Here is a 19,189-nt window from a genome sequence, read left to right as displayed (position 1 = left end):
GCGGCGCCGGACCCGGCACCGCGCCGCAACCCGTGCAAGCCGGCCCGTCGAGGCCGGCTTGTGCGTTTACGCGCGCGCCGCCGTCAGATCAGCTCGAGCTTCGACGTCAGGTACGTGAGCTGGATCCGGTTCGCGACGCCGAAGCGCTTGCGCAGTTTGCGCAGGTGATAGTCGACGTTGTGCGCGCTGGTGTCGAGGCGCCGGCCGATCTCCTTGTCGGATGCGCCTTCGGCGATGCCGAGCAGCAGTTCCTGCTCGAACGGCGTGAGCCCGTTGACCGTACGCTCGCGCGACGTCGCGATCAGTTGCGGCGACGCGAACTTGTGCACCGACAGCCCGATCGACAGCGCCTGCTCGATCGTCGCCGGCGTGATCCATTCGCGCGTGCGGCGCGGCGCTGTGAAGCTCATGAACGCATGCAGCCGCGTGCCGGGCACGGCCATCGAATACATGATGCCGCTGCACATCCCGTCGTCCTGCATCGTCTGCAGGAAACCGTCGAGCGCGGCCGGCGTCACGCACGGGCCGGCGTCGCGCTCGCGGTGTTCGCGGCGCAGCTGCTGCAGGTCCCACACGATCGGCATGTTGCACACGCGCGCGCCGAGCGTGCGCGGATCGACGTCGTGATGGTTGTGCCGCACGTAGTCGCCGCGATAGGTGGCCGGCGTGAACGCTTCGTGCAGGTAGAGACTTTCGACACGCTCGCGCGCGAATTCGAGCGCGAAGTACGCGAACGTCGAGAAGCCTGTCAGGTGCAGCAGGCTCGTGACGATCCGGTTGCGCTCGGCGGTGCTCTGCGCATGCGCGAGCGTATCGGCGACGCCGAGCGTCGGCGCGTGCGGCTGCGCGACTTCGCCGCGCTTGACGTCGTCGCACCAGACGACCTGCACGGTACGCTCCCGCAGCGCGTCCGCGCATGCGCTCGACCCGCGCGACGGGCGGGAAAAGGTCGGGGCGACCGCTTCTTCATGCAATGCAATATCGGACATGAGCCATCCCTCGGAATCGACGCGCATCGCCTGGCGGCGGCCGTATCGTGTACGGCATTCGCGGCGGTGCGATCGAGCATCGTTTTTGATCTGCGCCGATCGTCATCCCTGACGAAACGCGGGGGCATTGTACAAAAAATGCCTGTGTGCGCGTAATATGCCGTAATACTAATTGCGGCGAAAGGTTCATATTCGCACGCATATAACAACGACCAGAAAATCATAAAGAAAAGACCAGATCGTGACGGGGCGCAGTTTCACATATTGGGAAAGGGCGGGCTCCTCATGACATATGCTGACGGCGCACCACGCGTCGAATGGTTTTCACAGGCCGATATAGCGGCCGCTGCCGCTTATTCGAACGAATATCAGGCAATCGACCGCGACGTTTTTACCGGCATTCAAATTGCACTCGGTAAAACCGACCTTGCTTCGGCCGATTTCGCGCAATGCCATGCGCGATTGCGGCAAATCGGTTTCAGTACCCTCGGTTACGGCGCCTATGAAATGATCGGGCGGCGCATCCTGTGCGCGCATCTGCTGCGCGACCTCGCGCCGGCGACGTTCATGCAGCCGTTTATCGAAGGGATGCTGTACGAGAGCGACCCGCGGTTCGCGCAGGTGCGGCAGAGCGGCTTTCCGGTCGCGTGGCGGCTCGACGAGATCGAGGCGGCCGCGCAGGGCAGCGGCGACCGCAAGGTGCTGGCGCTCGCCGGCCATCTGCGCGCGCACGCGATGAACAGCGGCGTGATCTTCAGCCTGTCGGCGCCGCGCCTCGACCTGCGCGTCGCGGTGAACGTGACGTCCGAGACGCACGGCACCGAATGGATCGACGATCGCGTGATCGGCGGCGCGCTGGCCGTGAGCCTCGCCGTGCATCGTGTCGCGCTGCCGTTCCTCGAGGCGCGCATCGCGCGGATGCGCGGCTTCGCGCTCGGCGACGAGCAGCAGCAGGTGCTCGACCGTCTCGTGCACGGGCTGTCCGACCAGGAGATCGCGAGCGCGCTGCGCACGTCGCTGCACAAGGTCGGCCACCATATCCGTTCGCTCGAAAAACTCTTCAACGTGCAGAACCGCGCGCAGCTCGCGTACCTCGCCGCGCGGCGCCTTCAGCCCTGACCTGACGCACGCGCCGGCGGCCCGCCGCGCGATGGAAGCGGTTCCGGCGGCGTGTGCCCGAGCGCGCCGCCGGGTTTCGTAGTCCGATCCGATCGCCGCCGGGAAACGCGCTTTCGCGCTACGAGGTGCATCCCTTTTTCCACCGGTTCGCGTCGCTACACTCGTCCCATTCAACGGTCCGTGCGGCACGGGGCAGGGTTGCCCGTGCCGGCCGGCGATAACGACGACAGGACACCGGCACGATGGCAGAACCGAAGGCGCTCCCCCGCGACTGGCAGCGGTTGTTTTCCGCTGGCCGCGGCGTGTCCGGACGGCGTCTCCGGGGCGCATCGCCGCGCGCCGACCTGTTCATCGCCGCGTTCATCGTCGCGGTCGTCGCGCTGTTCATCCTGCCGCTGCCGCAGGCCGCGCTCGACGGGATGATCTCGCTGAATCTCGCCGTGAGCGTGGTGCTGCTGACGGTATCGACCTACGTGCCGTCGGCGGTCAGCTTCTCGTCGTTTCCCGCGCTGCTGCTGTTTACGACGCTGTTCCGGCTCGCGCTGAACATCGCGTCGTGCAAGCTGATCCTGCTGCATGCGAACGCCGGCCACGTGATCGACGCGTTCGGGCGGCTCGTCGTCGGCAACAACGTGGTGGTGGGCGGCGTGGTGTTCCTCGTGATCGCCGTCGTGCAGTTCATCGTGATCGCGAAAGGGTCGGAGCGGGTGGCCGAAGTCGGCGCGCGCTTCTCGCTCGACGCGATGCCGGGCAAGCAGATGAGCATCGACGCGGACCTGCGCGCGGGCATCATCAGCGCCGACGAAGCGCGCGAGCGCCGCGAGAAGCTCGAGCAGGAATCGCAGATGCACGGCGCGATGGATGGCGCGATGAAGTTCGTGAAGGGCGACGCGATCGCGGGCCTCGTGATCGCGTTCATCAACATCGTCGCGGGGATCGCGGTCGGCACGCTGATGCACGGGATGGATATCGGCGCGGCGCTGCAACGCTACGCGATCCTGACGGTCGGCGACGGGATGGCGTCGCAGATTCCGTCGCTGCTCGTGTCGATCGCGGCCGGCATCGTGACGACGCGCGTCGCGACCCGCGATGCGCGGCAGCGCCAGCTCGGCGAACAGCTCGGCGAGCAACTGGGCGCGCATCCGCGTGCGCTGCTGATCGCGGCGCTGGTGCTGGCCGGTTTTCTCGTCGTGCCCGGCTTTCCGAAATGGTCGTTCGCGCTGATCGCGCTCGGCCTCGGTGCGGTCGGGTTCTCGCAGATCAAGCACAAGACGACCGCGCCGAGCTTCAACCTGATTCAGATCGCGGGGCGCGTCGGTACCGCCGACGACGGCCAGCCCGCGAAGGTGTCGCACGCGGCGGGCGTCACGTCGCTGATCGCGGTATCGCTGTCCGACGACCTGCGCACGAGCCTGAACCTCGCGCAACTGCAGGCCGCGCTGTCGAGCGCGAAGGCGCGCGTCGACGCGGATATCGGCACGGTGTTCCCGCGCATCACGCTGAACGACGACGAAGGTGCGGCGGCCGGCACGTACCGGATCTACCTGCAGGACGTGCTCGCCGCGCACGGCGCGCTGAAGCCGGGCTGGCTGCTGTGGGACGGTGTCGCGCCGCTGCCCGAACGCGCGGAGCGCCAGCCGGCCGAGGCGTTCGGCCCGTTCGCGACCGCGTTGTGGATCAAGCACGACGGCGCCGCGCCGGACGGCAAGTGGCTGTCGAGCGAAAGTGCGCTCGCCGCGCACGTCGAGCAGATCGTGCGCCAGCATGCGGACGAACTGCTGGGCATTCAGGAGACGCAGGCGCTCGTGCATCTCGTGCGCCGCGAACACCCCGAGCTCGTGGGCGAGCTGACGCGGCTCGTGCCGCTGCAGCGCGTGACCGAAGTGCTGCGCCGGCTGCTCGCCGAACAGGTACCGATCCGCAACCTGCGCGTGATTTTCGAGAGCCTGATCACGTGGGCGCCGAACGAACCCGACGACGTGATCGCGCTGGTCGAGCTCGTGCGCGTCGACCTGCGCCGGATGATCACCGACCGCCATGCGGGCACGACGCGCCAGCTGCGGGTCGTGCTGTTCGAGCAGAACCTGCAGGAGCGGATCGAGAGCGCGGTGATGCGCACGAAGCAGGGCAATTTCCTCGCGCTGTCGAGCGCGATCAAGCAGGACATCGGCGAACAGGTACGCGCGATCGTGCAGGCCGCGCAGGCGGCCGGCCCCGGCGGCTACGGCAACGCGCAGGGCGCGGCGCGGCTCGCGGTGATGGTCGCGCTCGGCGCGCGCCGCTATGTGAAGACGATCCTGCAGCCGGTGCTGCCCGAACTGGCGGTGCTGTCGTACCAGGAGGTCGAGGAGGACGTGCAGCTGCACACGATCGGCTGGGTGAAGAACCCGCCGGACGACGGCTCGGTCGGCGCGGGCGCCGACGTGCGCGTGCCGGGAGCCGTGCAATGACGAGCTCGACGATCCTCGACCTGACGCGCCAGGCGCTGATGCTCGTGCTGCTGCTGTCGCTGCCGATCGTGCTGATCGCCACCGTCACGGGCCTCGTCGTCGCGATCCTGCAGGCCGTCACGCAGGTGCAGGACGCCAACATCGGCATCGCGGTGCGATTGATCGCCGTGATGGTCGCACTCGTGCTGCTGTCGGGCTGGCTCGGCGGCGAAGTGCTGCGCTTCGCGCAGCAGGCGCTGGAACGCATGTTCGTTTCTTCCACAGGAGTCCTTTGATGCGTCGACGCGTCGCCCCGATCCGGTTTCAACCGCGCAGCCTGCAACGGGCCGCGCTTGCCATGTGCGCGACCGCGCTGCTCACGGCGTCGCTGAGCATGGCGCCCGCGCAGCCGGCCCGCGCCGCGGACCTGCGCTGGCGCAACAAGCCGTTCACGATCGTCGCGAACGGCAAGAAGATCGGCGACTTCATTCGCGAACTCGCATCGTCGCAGGGCGTGACGGCGGTGGTCGACCCGAAGGTCGACGGCGTGATCAGCGGCCGCTTCTCGGGCACACCGCAGCAGACGCTCGACACGATCTGCTCGACTTACGGGCTCACGTGGTACTACGACGGCTCGTTCCTGTACGTCGATCCGGCCGACCAGTCGCAGACGCAGATGATCCCGATCCCGCCGAACGCATCCGGCGAAATCGGCCGCGCGCTGCAGGCGATGCAGATTCCCGACAAGCGCTACACGCTCGTGATCAACGATCGCGCGAACAGCGTGTACGTGGCCGGCCCGCGCCGCTACGTCGAGCTCGTGCGGCAGGCGGTCGGCTCGGTCGGCGATCCGGCGGCGAACGGCGCGCATGCGGACATCCGCGCGTTCCGGCTGAAGTACGGCTGGGCGTCGGATTTCACGATCAACCGCTCGGGCAAGGAAGTGACCGTGCCGGGCGTCGCGACGATCCTGAGCCGGCTGTTCGGCAAGGGCGGCGGCACGAACGCGCTGCCGTCGAGCACGTCGCTCGGGCAGGCCGCGCGCCAGGTGAAGCTCGGCTCGGGGCTGACGATCGCGGTGCCGCGCCTCGATTTCCCCGATATCTCCGGCGGCCCGCGTTCGGGTGGCTATGCCGGCGACGGCAGCGCGACCGGCGGGTTCTCGCCGTTCTCGAACGGCGGCGGCGGCGACGCGCTGCCGCAGATCGTCGCCGATCCGGCGATCAACGCGGTGATCGTGCGCGACCTGCCGGAGAACATGTATCGCTACCAGTCGCTGATCAACCAGCTCGACGAGCGGCCGCGCATCGTCGAGATCAACGTGACGATCATCGACATCAACGAGGATTCGCTCGACAGCCTCGGGATCGACTGGCGCCTGCACACGACGCACGGCGACGTGCAGATCGGCAACGGCGCGAATCCGCTGAACGGCAACACGCAGTACAACGGCTCCGGCAATCCGCCGCTGACGTTCGGCGTCGGCACGTCGGAAACCGGGCAGACGGGCACCTTCCTGCCGACGGGTATCGCGCTGACCGCATCGATCGGCGGCTCGCTGCGCAACTACCTGCTCACGCGCGTGAACGCGCTCGCGCAGAAGGGGCAGGCGCAGTTGCGTTCGAAACCGAAGGTGCTCGCGCTCGACAACACCGAGGCGATCCTCGAGAACCTCACGCAGTTCTACGTGCAGGTGCAGGGCTACCAGGATTCGTCGCTGTACAGCGTGACGACCGGCACGAGCATCAAGGTGACGCCGATGATCGTCGACGAGGCGATCCGCAACGCGGCCGCCGTATCCGCGGTAGCCGTTCGCAATCCGCAGAGCGTGATGATGTCGATCGACATCCAGGACGGCAACGTCGTGCAGGGGCAGGCCGTGTCGAACATCCCGGTGATCCAGCAGCGCAATATCGTCACCAAGTCGATGATCGACGAAGGCAAGAGCCTGCTGATCGCCGGTTTCAACGACGACGAGGTGAAGCTGAACAAGAGCGGCGTGCCCTGGCTGTCCGACATCCCGCTGATCGGCAACCTGTTCAAGTACACCGACAAGTCGGGCAACCACATGGAGCGGTTCTACCTGCTGACGCCGCGCGTGGTGACGACCGCGTCGATGTACGCGCCGGACGGCTCGCCCGTGAACCCGGGCGCCGACGGGCCGGCGAACCAGGAAGGCATGTCGATGTATCGGCCGCCGGACAACGACGTCGCGGTGCCGCTGACGCCGAAGCCGCTGCCCGGCACGAAGTTCGGCCCGCCGGCGCTGCCGCCGCCGCCGAAGGATGCGGCGTCGCAGCCGGCGGCGACGACCGCAGGAGCCACCACCCATGTCGACGACCATCATTGACCCGCACGGCGACGGCGCATTGCCCGGCGGCGCGGGAGGCGCGGGGGCGGGCGCTGCCGCGCTCGCGTCGCCGTGGAACCTGTGCTTTCTGAGCGGGCCGATGTACGGCCGCACGATGTCGCTTGCGCGCGGCGCGAACTGGGTCGGCACGGCGGCGGATTGCGAAGTGATCCTGCCCGATCGCGAGATCGGCGCGAAACAGGTGTGCCTGCAGGTCGGCGCGCTCGCGGTGACCGTGCAGAACCACGGCGGCGACGCCGGCGCGCCGGTGCTGTTCAACGACGAACCGCTCGGCAGCGGCCGCCGCTCGATGACGCCGCACGACGTCGTGACGGTCGGCTCGATCCGGCTCGGCATCGCGCGGCACGCGCAGGCGAGCGTCGCGGTGCCCGACGAAACCGACGCGCCGGATGCCGCGCGCGAGGCCGCGTGGCTCGGCTGGCTCACCGGCGGGCTGCGCCGGCTCGGCAGCCGTCGGCTCGTGATCGCGCTGGTCGCGCTGTGGATCGGCGTGCTGCTCGGCGCGCTCGGCTACGGCTTCGTCGCGTGGTCGGGGCGCCTGCCGTGGCAGCACGAATCGGTGCTCGCGCGCACGCACCGGCTGCAGCAGCTGCTGCACGCGTATCCGGAGCTGGCCGTCGCGCCGCGCGACGACGGCGTGATCGTGTCCGGCTACGTGAGCGACCCGGCCGCGCGAGAACGCGTCGCGCAGATCGTCGCGGGCGTCGACAACGCGGCGCTCGGCAACATCTACGTGGTCAGCGATCTGGTGGCGACCGCGCAGACCTATTTCAGCGATACGGCGCTGACGGTCGCGTATCTCGGCCGCGGCCGGATCGAGCTGACGGGCGCGGCCGCGCGCGCGCAGATCGAGCCGCGCATCCGCAACTACATGAAGGACGCGCGCCCGGCGCTCGAAGTGGTCGATCACGTGCGCGATGCCGATCCGGCCGCGCCGCGCACGACGACGACACTCGGCGGGACGGCCGGCATTCCGGAGATCACGACCGTGTTCGCCGGCGACGGCGACCAGCGCTATATCGAGACGGTCGACGGCAGCCGCTATTTCGAGGGCGCGCGGCTGAAGGACGGGCCGACCGTCGTGTCGATCGGCGCGGACGAAGTCGTGTTCGAACGCAACGGCCAGCGCATCACGATGCCGCTCGGCGGCGCATCGGCGAACGCGCCCGAGCAGGCGCCGGCGCCGCCCGTGGCACCGCTCGCGAGCGGTGCGGCGGCCGGGGTCGCGCAGCCGGTGCCGGGGCCGACGCTGTTGCCGGGCGCACCGCAAGCGGGTGCCAAGGCGGCCGGTGCATCGACGAAGGAGGCGGCGCACTAGCGCCGCGACAGGTCATGCGCATCGCTCGACAGGCGGTGCGCGCATTACGCGGGGCGTCGCATCGGTGCGGCGGCTCACGTCGCCGGCGGGGCATGGGGCCATCGCCGGAAGGTGGATGAAGTTCACGTTAAGGAGCGAAACATGGGTACCCAGGCCGCAGGTGGTGCAACCAACACGAACCAGGTCCAGCAGCAGGCCGACGACCTGACCAAGACGCAGCTCGAACTGACGAAGATCAACTTCCAGGTCCAGCAGTCGACCGCGACGTTCGAAACCAGCAACGCAGTGACCGCGCAGGAGGGGACGGCGAACGCCCAGGTTGCGCAACACCTGAGCTCGGCCGGCCGCGCATGACGCCGGTCGCCGGCCGCGCTGCGTGCCGATGCGCGCCGGGTTTGCCCGCGAAGGGCGCCCGGCCGCGGATGCGCGTGTGCCGGCCGGCCTGTTCCGGGCGGGCCCGACCGATCCGGTCCGGCGCCTGCCAGCCAAGGAGGGCATGAATATGTCAGTGACAGGCGTAGGCGCGGCGCCGCCGGGCGCGGCCGCGCTCGCGGGTGCCGTGCAGCAGACGGGCTCGGCGTCCGATCCGGCGCAGGTGCGCCAGTTCGATGCGTTGATGCAGCCGGGCGCATCGCCGGCGGCGTCGTCTTCGTCGGGCGTCGCGATGTCGCGCGCGCCGGCGGACGCGGCGCCGGCCGTGCAGATGACGCCCGCGCAGGCGAACCAGTCGTCGCTCGTCGAGCGGTTGCGCACCTACGGCAACGATCTCGACACGCGGTACGCGAACATCGACAAGCATCGCAGCGAAATGCTGACGTCGATGGCGGACAGCCGCAGCGATCCGATGATGACGATGGTGAAGGCGATGGATTTCCAGTGGACGGCGACCACCACGATTTCGGAATACCAGTTGAGCCTGTCGGTCGCGCAGGCGGCGAACGGCTTCACGCACACGGTGCTGAAGACGCAGGAGTGAAAGCGTGCGTGCAGGCTGAATTCGGCCTCACGCACCCTGAAGCGGACAAACGATGACGACGATCGATTCGACGCCGCGCGCGCATGCGTGGCGCAGCCGGGCGGCGCGCGCGCTGCTCGCGGGGCTGCTCGTGCTGTTGGCCGGGTGCCAGAAGGAGCTGTACTCGGGCCTGTCGGAGCGCGATGCGAACCAGATGGTCGCGGTGCTCGGCGACGCGGGCATCAGCGCGTCGAAGGACAACGACGCGCGCGACACGTCGGACCGCAACGCATGGCTCGTGAGCGTAGCGGACGGCGACATGCAGTCGGCGCTCACGGTATTGCAGGCGAACGGGCTGCCGAAGCCGAGTTATGCGAGCCTCGGCGAGCTGTTCCAGAAGCAGGGCCTCGTGTCGACGCCGGCCGAGGAGCGTGTGCGCTATCTGTACGGCGTATCGCAGGACCTGTCGCGCACGCTGCAGGACATCGAGGGCGTGGTCGTCGCGCGCGTGCAGGTCGTGATTCCGGAGAACGATCCGCTCGCGGACAAGATCAAGCCGTCGTCGGCGGCCGTATACATCCGCTATCGGTCGGGCGTCGACCTGCGCGCGATGGCGCCGATGGTCAAGGATCTCGTCGCGCACAGCATCGAAGGGCTGCAGTACGACAACGTGTCGCTGTTCCTGCAGCCGGCCGCCGCGCAAGCAGCGCGCGTGGACGGGATCGGCAGCGCGGTGACCGATATCGTGCGGCTGCGCTCGCCGCTCGGCTGGCTCGTGTTTGCGCTGATCCTGCTGACCTGCGCGGTGATCGCGCTGTCGGCGGCGCGGCGCGGAATGTTCGGCGCGCGGCTCGCGGGCCTGCTCGGCGCGCCGCGCGGCGCCAATGGCGGCGCGTCCGCGCAGCCGGCATCCGGGCAGCCGGCCGGCGGCGGTCTGCGCACGCCGGACGGCGCGCGCGATGGCGCATGAGCGATCCGCATGCACCACCGGCTGACGCGGCCGCCCCGTCCGATACGGCGCCGCTGCCGTGGCTGCAGCCGCTCGCGCCGCCGCCAGCCGCGCGCCGTGCCGCGTTTCATGCGCTCGTCTGCGACTTCAACCTGCGGCCCGACCGTTATCTGCACGTGACGCGCGTGCCGGCCGACTGGCCCGCGCGCTACCGCTCGCCGGACGCGTTCGGCGCGGCCGGCCGCAAGCTGCTCGCGCGGCACCTGCTCGACGTGCATGGCGTGGCCGACCGGCACGACTTCGACGTCGCGAACCCGTGCGCGCGGCTCGCGCTGCTGCCCGGCGCGGCGCTCGAGCAACTGGCGTCGTATGCGGGGCTGCTGCTGCATCGCAACTGGCTGCGGGATGCGCTGACCGTGCGGCGCATCCGCGCGGAAATCGCGGCCCGGCTCGGCGGCGACGCGCTGGAACTCGCGCTCGAACGCGCGCCGGAATTCGGCGCGCTCGCGGATACGCTCGAACCGTGGCGCGCGGATCCCGCCGCGCTGCCCGTCGTGATCCGCGCACGCGGCGGACGGCTGCTCGCGGATTTCATCGGCGTGGCAGGCGACGCGGTCGCGCGGCGCACGCGCCTGAAGTTCAACCGCGCGATCGACGACGAAGCGCCGTACTGGCTGAACCGCGCGCAGCGCGACCAGTTCGGCGAACTGATGTTTCTGTTTCTGATTCCCGAGAGGCTTGCGTCATGGGACTGGCTTTTCTGATCACGAGCGACAACCTGCAGCTGCTGTCGGAGCGCAAGGTGCTCAAGGAGCGCGAATACGCGGCGCTGCTCGACGCGTCCGCGGTGATCGCGACCGCGCACGACGAGGCCGCGCGCATCGTCGCCGACGCGCAGCGCGAATTCGACAAGCGGCAGGCGGCCGGCTACGACGAAGGGATGCGCCGCGCGCAGCGCGAGCAGGCCGCGCAGGCGTACACGCAGGCGCTCGCCGCCGCACGCACGATGGAGACGATGAAGGACGCGATGGCCGATATCGTCGTGAAGGCCGTGCGCGCGATCGTCGGCGAGATGAGCACGCAGAAGCTGTACGAGGCCGCGCTGGCGCGGATCGCGCCGCTCGTGCGCGACGAGGCGTTTCTGGTCGTGCATGTCGCGCCGGGCCGCAAGGACGAGATGCGCGACGCGCTCGACGGCGCATTCGCGGGGCAATCGAACCGGCAGAAGATTCGCATCGTCGAGGATGCGCAGCTCGAACGCCATGCGTGCACGGTCGAGACGCCGTCCGGGCGCATCGACGCGAGCCTCGACCTGCAGATCGACGCGCTGCGCCAGGCGATCCGCCGCGACGCGCTGAAGGGCGCCGCGCGATGAACGCGCCGCTCGACGAAACGCAGCCGTTCGGCAGCGGCGACGACGACGGCGCGCCGTTCGATCGCGGCCGCCTCGTCGGCGAACTCGACGCGGGGCTCGCGTTTTTCTCGCCGGTATCGGTGCAGGGCCGCGTCAATCACGCGGTCGGGCAGATCTTGAATGCGACGGGCATCCGCGCGCGGCTCGGCGAGATCTGCGAACTTCGCACGCCGAACCAGCCGACGCTGCTCGCCGAAGTGGTCGGCTTTTCGCGGCAGACGACGCTGCTCACGCCGCTCGGCGACGTGGCCGGGCTGTCGCCGGAAACGACCGTCGTGCCGTCCGGGCGCGAGCATGTGTTTCCGGTGGGAGAAGGGTTGTTCGGCCGCGTGCTCGACGGGCTCGGCCGGCCGCTCGACGATCGCGGGCCGGTGACGGGCGCCGCGTGGGTGTCGACGCAGCAGGACCCGCCGAACCCGCTCGCGCGCCAGATGATCGACACGCCGTTTCCGACCGGCGTGCGCGTGATCGACGGGCTGATGACGCTCGGCGTCGGGCAGCGCGTCGGCATCTTCGCGCCGTCGGGCGTCGGCAAGAGCACGCTGCTCGGGATGATCGCGCGCGGCGCGCAGGCCGACGTGAACGTGATCGCGCTGGTCGGCGAACGCGGCCGCGAGGTGCGCGAATTCATCGAGCACAGTTTGTCGCCCGAGGTGCGCGCGCGCTCGATCGTCGTCGTGTCGACGTCCGATCGCCCCGCGATGGAGCGCGTGAAATCCGCGCTCGTCGCCACCGCGATTGCCGAGCATTTCCGCGATGCGGGCAAGCGCGTGCTGCTGCTGGTCGATTCGCTGACGCGTTTCGCGCGCGCGCAGCGCGAGGTCGGCCTCGCGAGCGGCGAGCCGCCGACGCGGCGCAGCTTCCCGCCGTCGACGTTCGCGGTGCTGCCGCGCCTGCTCGAACGCGCGGGGCAGGGCGCGAACGGGTCGATCACCGCGCTCTACACGGTGCTCGTCGAAGGCGACGAGGAATCGGACCCGATCGCCGAGGAAGTGCGCTCGATCCTCGACGGCCATATCGTGCTGTCGCGCAAGATCGCCCTTGCGAACCGCTATCCGGCGATCGACGTGCTCGCGAGCCTGTCGCGCGTGATGCCGCTCGTCGCGAGCCGCGCGCACCAGCAGGCGGCCGCGCGCGTGCGCGAGCTGATCGCGAAGTACCAGGAGATCGAACTGCTGGTGCAGATCGGCGAGTATCGCGAAGGCAGCGACCGGCTCGGCGATCTCGCGCTGCGCGCGCGCGACGCGATCGGCGCGTTCTGCGCGCAGGCGTCGCACGAGGACGTGCGCTTCGACGCGCTGCTCGCGAAGCTGACGAAGCTGGCGAACGATCATGTCTGAAGCCGACGACCGCCTCGTACTTGCCACGCTTGCGCGCCTGAAGCGCGTGCGCGAGATGCGCAGCCAGATCGCGCGCGTCGCGGCCGCGCGCCAGCAGGGCATCGCCGCGCAGAGCCGCCGCGCGCTCGACGCCGCGCACGCGCAGCTCGCGCAGCAGGTGGCCGCGAAGGCCGCGATCCAGACGCGTCTTGCCGACGACGTGCGCGAGGCGCGCGTGCTGCAGAACGCGGCGGCCGATACGCGCACGTTCGACCGGCACATCGGCACCGCGAACGCGTCGGTGAGCGAGGCCGCGCACGTGCATCGCGGCCACGAGGCGACGCTGGCCGACCTGCAGCGCGCCGCGCGCAAGGCGAAGGCCGCCGAGGACAAGCTCGACAAGGCCGGCGAGAAGGCGCTGCACGCGCGTGCCGCGCGGGTCGAGCGCGATGCCGACGAAGTTGCGGACGGATACGCGGTGCGGCGCTTCGCGACGGCCGGGGTATGGTCAGGCGCGGCGGGCGACGTGGCCGGCCACGCGGCCGCGCAGCCGGAAGCGGCCGCCGCGTTCGACGCGGAGATGGCCGCCCGGCCGGCCGATGCGGAAGCCGGCTCGGTCGACGTGACCGACATGGGCGACACAGCCGCTTCAACCGCCTCAACCGCCCCGGCCGACGACCCCGAGCCGCCCGCCGCCGCGGAGCGCCGATGCTAGACCAGGCCGCGGGTTTCAACGACGTCGCGGGTACGCTGCGGCCGCTGCTCTACGTGATGCCGCGCCTGTTGCCGATCATGTTCGTCGTGCCGGTGTTCAACGAGCAGATCATCACGGGGCTCGTGCGCAACGGGATCGCCGTCGTGATCGCCGCGTTCGTCGCGCCGGCGATCGACTCCGCGCAGGTGGCTGCGCTGCCGTTCCTGATGTGGTGCCTGCTCGTCGCGAAGGAGGCGGTGGTCGGCATGCTGCTCGCGGGCGCGTTCAGCGCGGTGCTGTTCGCGATCCAGGGCGTCGGCTACCTGATCGACTTCCAGACCGGCAGCGGCAGCGCCGCGTTCTTCGATCCGATGGGCGGCCACGAGGGCGGACCGACCTCGGGCTTCCTCAATTTCGTCGCGATCGCGCTGTTCGTCACGGCCGGCGGCCTGCAGGTGCTCGTGCAACTGTTCGCGCAGTCGTATGCGTGGTGGCCGATCGGCTCGCTCGGCCCCGATTTCTCGTCGATGCTGCAGACCTTCATCGTGCGGCAGACCGATACGATCTTCGAATGGATGGTGAAGCTCGCCGCGCCGGTGACGATCGTGCTGGTGCTCGTCGAGCTCGGCATCGGCCTCGTCGGGCGCGCGGTGCCGCAGCTCAACATCTTCGTGTTCTCGCAGCCGCTGAAGAGCGCGCTCGCGCTGCTGATGATGGTGCTGTTCCTGCCGGTGGTGTACGCGGCGCTGCATTCGCTGCTGAGCCCCGACAGCGGGCTGATGGCGCTGCTGCGCGCGCTGTTCGCCGCGCACGGCGGCGCCTGAGCGCGCGACGGAGCCGACATGGCCGAAAAGGACCAGAAGCCGACCGCGAAGCGCCTGCGCGAGGCGCGCGAGAAAGGCGACGTGCCGAAGAGCGCGGAAACGATTTCGTCGGCGTTCTTCGTCGGCGTATGCGTCGCGCTCGCGGTCGGAATCGGCGCGCTGTTCGCGCGGCTGCAGTCGCTGTTCCGGCTCGTGTTCGACGCGATCGGCGCGGCCGACCCGTCCGCACGGATCGCGGTGCTGATCGACGGCGCCGCGCGCGACTGGGCGACGCTGTCCGCGCAGATCGTCGCGGCCGGGCTGCTGGCCGGCCTGCTCGCGGGCTTCGTGCAGGTCGGCGGCGTGATGGCGTGGAGCCGCCTCATGCCGCAACTGTCGCGCCTTAATCCGGCCGCGGGGCTGAAGAACCTGTGGTCGATGCGCAACCTCGTCAATCTCGCGAAGATGCTGCTGAAGACGGTGCTGCTCGCCGCGACGCTCGGCTGGCTGATCGTCGAGTCGCTCGACCCGTCGGTGCAGTCGGGTTTCACGCGGCCGATCTCGATCCTCGCGCTGATCGTGAAGCTGCTGATGCTGCTGTTCGGCTGGGCCGCGCTGATCTACATCGTGATGGCGCTGATCGACATCGTGCATCAGCGTCACGAGTTCAACCAGAAGATGAAGATGTCGATCGACGAAGTGCGACGCGAGCACAAGGAGGACGAGGGCGACCCGCACATCGAGGCGAAGCGCCGGCAGCTCGCGCGCGAAGCGCAGTTCGCGTCGCTGCCGGACCGGATCGGTTTCGCGTCGGTGGTCGTCTATTCTCCGCGCGTCGCGGTCGCGCTCTATTACGGCGGGATCGGCACGCTGCCGTGGGTGCTCGCGCGCGGCGAAGGCGAGGCGGCCGAGCGGATCGTGCGGCTCGCGCGCGACGCGCTGCGCCCGACGCTTGCGAACGTCGGGCTCGCGCAGGCGCTGTACGAGACGACACCCGAGAACGGCACGATCCAGCAGCAGCATTTCCGCGAGGTCGCGCAGTTGCTGAAATGGGCGACCGGCGCTGTCTGACGCACACCGCGGCGGGCATATCCTCATGCCGTCCCCTTTATTCAGGACAGAGGGCCTGCACGGCCATCCGTTCCAATTCAATATGGCCCTTTGCGCGGTCATGCGCGCGCGGCGCTTGACGTCATTTTTTTCCGGTCGTCGCCGGAATTCACCGGTGAATTATTGCTGAATTATTTCTTCGTAATATGGCTCGACCGTTACGCCTGACGGCGGGCCGCGAGGTTGCGCCATGCGTGACGGAACAGGTCAACAGGGGCAGACAAATCAAATGTGCGGAATCGACGGCTTTCTGAATAGCGTCGCCTGCGATGAGGAGACAGCGCGCGGCACGCTCGCGCGAATGACGGCGAGCCTCGCGCATCGCGGGCCGGACGGGCAGGGCATCTGGGTCGATCCGGAAGCCGGCATCGCCCTCGGCCACCGGCGGCTTGCGATCGTCGACCTGTCGGTGCATGGCCGACAGCCGATGGCATCCGCGTGCGGCCGCTACGTCATGGTCTTCAACGGCGAAATCTACAACCATCGCGAACTGCGTGCCGAGCTCGAGCGCGCGGGTCGCGCACCGGCGTGGCGCGGCCACTCCGACAGCGAGGTGCTGATCGCGGCGATCGTCGCGTGGGGCGTCGAGGCGACGCTGCGGCGCGCGACCGGCATGTTCGCGTTCGCGCTGTGGAATCGCGAGTCGCGGGTGCTGACGCTCGCGCGCGACCGGATCGGCGAGAAGCCGCTCTACTACGGCCGGATCGGCGACGCGCTCGTGTTCGCGTCGGAGCTGAAGGCGCTGCGCGGCTATCCGGGCTTCGACGGCACGGTCGACCGCGATGCGCTGTGCCTGTATCTGCGCCAGTCGAGCGTGCCCGCGCCGTACACGATCTATCGCGGCATCCGCAAGCTGCCGCCCGGCACGTACATCCAGTTCGAGCATGCGCGCGACACGCCGCGCGTGCGCGCGTACTGGACGCTCGAACAGGCGATCGAGAACGGCCGCGAGCAGCCGTTCGAGGGCAGTGCCGACGAGGCCGTCGGCCAGCTCGACGCGATCCTGCGCCAGGCCGTCGCGCGGCAGATGGAAGCCGACGTGCCGCTCGGCGCGTTCCTGTCGGGCGGCGTCGATTCGTCGGCGATCGTCGCGCTGATGCAGGCGCAATCGGCGACGCCGGTCGACACGTTTACGATCGGCTTCCATGAAGCCGGCTACGACGAAGCCGGTTACGCGAAGGCCGTTGCGCGCCATCTCGGCACGCGGCATACCGAACTTTACGTAACCGCCGACCATGCGCTCGGCGTCGTGCCGAAGCTGCCGTCGATCTACGACGAGCCGTTCGCCGATGCCTCGCAGATCCCGACCTTTCTCGTGTCGGAGCTGACGCGCCGGCATGTGAAGGTGAGCCTGTCCGGCGACGGCGGCGACGAGCTGTTCGGCGGATATACGCGCTACTTCCTGACGCCGCGCCTGTGGCGCAAGCTGCATCGCGTGCCGGCCGCCGTGCGCGCGCGGATCGCCGCCGCGCTGCATGCGCTGCGGCCCGATCACGCGGACCAGCTCGCGGCCGTCGCACAGGGTGCATGGGGCGGCGTGGAGGCGCGCGAATCGGCGTCGCGCATCGGCGACCGCCTGCACAAGCTCGGCCATGTGATGACGGCCGAGAGCCGCATCGGCCTGTACCGGCTGCTGATGTCGTCGGTGCATCATCCCGAGCGCATCGCGCTGTCGGGACAGGAGCCGCCGACGCCGCTCGACACGGTGTCCGCGTGGCCCGCGCACCTGAGCTTCGCCGAGCAGGCGATGGCGATCGACACGCTCACGTATTTGCCGACCGACATTCTCGCGAAGGTCGACCGCGCGGCGATGGCCGTGAGCCTCGAGACGCGCATGCCGTTTCTCGATCATCACGTCGTCGAATTCGCGTGGCGCGTGCCGGCGTCGGTGCGCTTGCCGGAAGGGCAGTCGAAGGCGCTGCTGCGCCGGCTGCTCGACCAGTACGTGCCGTCGGCGCTGATCGACCGGCCGAAGCAGGGCTTCTGCGCGCCCGTCGATCACTGGCTGCGCGGCTCGCTGCGCGACTGGGCCGAGGCGCTGCTGCGGCCGTCGCGGTTGCGCGAAGAGGGTTTCTTCGATGCGGCCGCGGTCGAGCGTCTGTGGCGGCAGCACCAGACGGGGCGGATGAACTGGCAGCATCAGTTGTGGACGGTGCTGATGTTCCAGGCGTGGCTGGAGGCGCAGCGGGCGGGGTGACGCGGCGTTCGACTTGCTGACGACGGCCCGCGCACACGCCCGCGCCGCACCCGGTCACTGATCGAGACACCGCACGCACAGCCGCTTCGCCTGGTTCGCCGGCAGCCCGCGGCACATCATCACCACCGGGCGCGCGTGACACGAAGGCGCATCGGCGGACGCGGCGGGCGACGCCAGCCGGCGCGCATGTTCGGGCGGCGTGACGGCGGCGGCTTCCGTGCGCCGGCGGCGCTCGGGCGGCGGCGCGTCGCTTACGACCGGAATCGGTTCGACGCCGCCTTCGCGCGCGTTGCGTTGCGCGCTCGCGACGACGCGGCTCACGTAGCCGCTCGAGAAGCCGGTCGTGAAGTTGCCGCTGTAGTAGCACGACAGCGCCGCGCGCAACGCGGCCTGCGCGGCGCGGCCGGTGCCCGACGAGCGCGCGAAGCATTCGGTCAGGATCGCGCCGCCGGCCCGCAGGTTGCGGCACGGCTCGAACATCGTCGCTTCGTCGAGCCCGTATTTCGAGAAATTTCGTTCGTTCACCTGCGCGAGGCCGACGCTGTAGCTGAAGCCGCGCGACGCAAGCTCGCGCGCGGTCGCGCGTGCCTCGTCGAGCGACGCGGGCTGGCGCGCCAGGTGGCCGCCGACCACGCCGATCGCGTACGGATTGAAGCCCGATTCGGTGCGCACGAGCGCGGCGAGCGTGTCGGGATCGACGTTCGGCGCACACGCGCGAGCGAGTTGCGCGAAGCCCGCGCCGCTGGCCGCATGCGCGATGCGCGGCTGCATGCCGGCGAATGCGAGCGCGAGCAGCCCGACCAGCGCGCACAGGTGCACGGCGGCGGTTCGCAGGCCGCGCGCATTCATCCCGCGCCCGCGACGCGGTACGACAGCACGAGCCCGTGCACGAGCAGCGACCAGCCGTCGAGCGCGACGAACAGCAGCAGCTTGAACGGCACCGAGATCGTCGTCGGCGAGATCATCTGCATCCCGAGCGCGAGCAGGATGTTCGCGACCAGCAGGTCGACGACGATGAACACGATATAGATCACGAAACCGATCTGGAACGCCTTCGTCAGCTCGGCGAGCGTGAAGCTCGGCACCAGCACGAGCAGGTCGTCGTCCTTGATGCCGTCCGCGCGGTTCTTCGGCCAGACCGACGTCGCGGTGCGCACGAAGAATTCGCGGTCGCGCTGCCGCGTATGCGACACGAGGAAATCCTTGATCGGCGGCAGCGCGGCATCGGCGAGCGCGCCGACGTCGGCGGTCGACAGCTGCCCCGATGCGTCGAAGTGGCGCGCCTGCAGCGCGTCGCGGATCGACATCCCGACGGGCGCCATGATGAACAGCGACAGGATCAGCGCGATGCCGTTCAGCACGAGGTTCGGCGGCACCTGCTGGATCCCGAGCGCGGAGCGCAGGAGGCCGAGCACGACCACGAGCTTCGTGTAGCTCGTCACCATCAGCGCGGCGAACGGCGCGATGCCGAGCGCGGCGATTACCGCGATCAGCGCGACCGGATTCGGCAGGTTGCCCATCG

18 protein-coding genes are annotated in these 19,189 nt (G+C 69.5%); 15 read left to right on the top strand and 3 right to left on the bottom strand.

Translation table 11 applies throughout. From position 1 onward, the window contains the following. Positions 1-83 precede the first annotated feature (83 nt). Entirely contained in the window at positions 84-989 is a 906-nt protein-coding gene (locus KVT39_RS03710; RefSeq protein ID WP_034180984.1) for a LuxR family transcriptional regulator, read from the bottom strand. 285 nt (positions 990-1,274) lie between these two features. On the opposite strand from KVT39_RS03710, the gene KVT39_RS03705 reads away from it, so the two are divergent. The 15 genes from KVT39_RS03705 to asnB all read left to right on the top strand — a co-directional run bounded on the left by KVT39_RS03705 (position 1,275) and on the right by asnB (position 17,667). Continuing rightward, positions 1,275-2,108, top strand: a complete 834-nt coding sequence (locus KVT39_RS03705) for an autoinducer binding domain-containing protein (RefSeq protein WP_034180515.1) — start codon at positions 1,275-1,277, stop codon at positions 2,106-2,108. Between the two features lie 242 nt (positions 2,109-2,350). Continuing rightward, positions 2,351-4,558 (top strand): type III secretion system export apparatus subunit SctV, encoded by a 2,208-nt coding sequence (gene sctV, locus KVT39_RS03700; protein ID WP_217587831.1) that lies wholly within the window; start codon positions 2,351-2,353, stop codon positions 4,556-4,558. Beyond that, positions 4,555-4,833, top strand: a complete 279-nt coding sequence (gene sctS, locus KVT39_RS03695; RefSeq protein WP_006480854.1) for a type III secretion system export apparatus subunit SctS — start codon at positions 4,555-4,557, stop codon at positions 4,831-4,833. The genes sctV and sctS overlap by 4 nt, the downstream gene beginning before the upstream one ends. Then, on the top strand, positions 4,833-6,887 hold the full coding sequence (gene sctC / locus KVT39_RS03690) for a type III secretion system outer membrane ring subunit SctC (protein ID WP_217587827.1): 2,055 nt from the start codon (positions 4,833-4,835) through the stop codon (positions 6,885-6,887). Before sctS ends, sctC begins: the two co-directional genes overlap by 1 nt. Continuing rightward, on the top strand, positions 6,868-8,226 hold the full coding sequence (gene sctD / locus KVT39_RS03685) for a type III secretion system inner membrane ring subunit SctD (RefSeq protein ID WP_217587823.1): 1,359 nt from the start codon (positions 6,868-6,870) through the stop codon (positions 8,224-8,226). Before sctC ends, sctD begins: the two co-directional genes overlap by 20 nt. Positions 8,227-8,367: 141 nt before the next feature. After that, positions 8,368-8,580, top strand: coding sequence for a hypothetical protein (locus KVT39_RS03680; protein ID WP_034180511.1), 213 nt, complete (start codon positions 8,368-8,370; stop codon positions 8,578-8,580). A gap of 148 nt (positions 8,581-8,728) precedes the next feature. Further along, the gene (locus tag KVT39_RS03675) at positions 8,729-9,202 is read left to right on the top strand and encodes a hypothetical protein (RefSeq protein ID WP_034180983.1); all 474 of its coding nucleotides are present in this window, start codon (positions 8,729-8,731) and stop codon (positions 9,200-9,202) included. A 52-nt stretch (positions 9,203-9,254) separates the two neighbouring features. Continuing rightward, on the top strand, positions 9,255-10,151 hold the full coding sequence (gene sctJ / locus KVT39_RS03670) for a type III secretion system inner membrane ring lipoprotein SctJ (RefSeq protein WP_034180510.1): 897 nt from the start codon (positions 9,255-9,257) through the stop codon (positions 10,149-10,151). Then, positions 10,148-10,894, top strand: coding sequence for a SctK family type III secretion system sorting platform protein (locus KVT39_RS03665; RefSeq protein WP_034180509.1), 747 nt, complete (start codon positions 10,148-10,150; stop codon positions 10,892-10,894). The genes sctJ and KVT39_RS03665 overlap by 4 nt, the downstream gene beginning before the upstream one ends. Further along, the gene (gene sctL, locus KVT39_RS03660; protein WP_034180508.1) at positions 10,876-11,505 is read left to right on the top strand and encodes a type III secretion system stator protein SctL; all 630 of its coding nucleotides are present in this window, start codon (positions 10,876-10,878) and stop codon (positions 11,503-11,505) included. The genes KVT39_RS03665 and sctL overlap by 19 nt, the downstream gene beginning before the upstream one ends. Further along, on the top strand, positions 11,502-12,884 hold the full coding sequence (sctN, locus tag KVT39_RS03655; RefSeq protein WP_105391125.1) for a type III secretion system ATPase SctN: 1,383 nt from the start codon (positions 11,502-11,504) through the stop codon (positions 12,882-12,884). Before sctL ends, sctN begins: the two co-directional genes overlap by 4 nt. Beyond that, entirely contained in the window at positions 12,877-13,578 is a 702-nt protein-coding gene (locus tag KVT39_RS03650; RefSeq protein ID WP_217587820.1) for a hypothetical protein, read from the top strand. Before sctN ends, KVT39_RS03650 begins: the two co-directional genes overlap by 8 nt. Then, entirely contained in the window at positions 13,572-14,381 is an 810-nt protein-coding gene (sctT, locus tag KVT39_RS03645; RefSeq protein WP_034180505.1) for a type III secretion system export apparatus subunit SctT, read from the top strand. Before KVT39_RS03650 ends, sctT begins: the two co-directional genes overlap by 7 nt. Before the next feature lie 18 nt (positions 14,382-14,399). Continuing rightward, positions 14,400-15,431 (top strand): EscU/YscU/HrcU family type III secretion system export apparatus switch protein, encoded by a 1,032-nt coding sequence (locus KVT39_RS03640; RefSeq protein ID WP_105391123.1) that lies wholly within the window; start codon positions 14,400-14,402, stop codon positions 15,429-15,431. Positions 15,432-15,699: 268 nt separating this feature from the next. Then, positions 15,700-17,667 carry an asparagine synthase (glutamine-hydrolyzing) gene (asnB, locus tag KVT39_RS03635; protein WP_034180503.1) on the top strand — a complete coding sequence of 656 codons (1,968 nt, stop codon included), beginning with the start codon at positions 15,700-15,702 and terminating at the stop codon, positions 17,665-17,667. A gap of 54 nt (positions 17,668-17,721) precedes the next feature. Here asnB and KVT39_RS03630 read toward each other — a convergent pair whose 3' ends face one another. Next, positions 17,722-18,516, bottom strand: coding sequence for a lytic transglycosylase domain-containing protein (locus tag KVT39_RS03630; RefSeq protein ID WP_217587819.1), 795 nt, complete (start codon positions 18,514-18,516; stop codon positions 17,722-17,724). Next, the gene (gene sctR / locus KVT39_RS03625) at positions 18,513-19,187 is read right to left on the bottom strand and encodes a type III secretion system export apparatus subunit SctR (protein WP_034180501.1); all 675 of its coding nucleotides are present in this window, start codon (positions 19,185-19,187) and stop codon (positions 18,513-18,515) included. Before sctR ends, KVT39_RS03630 begins: the two co-directional genes overlap by 4 nt. Positions 19,188-19,189: the final 2 nt, after the last annotated feature.

The organism is Burkholderia sp. GbtcB21 (assembly GCF_019091065.1).
GTDB classification, from domain to species: Bacteria; Pseudomonadota; Gammaproteobacteria; order Burkholderiales; family Burkholderiaceae; genus Burkholderia; species Burkholderia pyrrocinia_C.
Note: the sequence above shows the minus strand (reverse complement) of the source record. Positions and strands in the feature narration are given on the sequence as shown.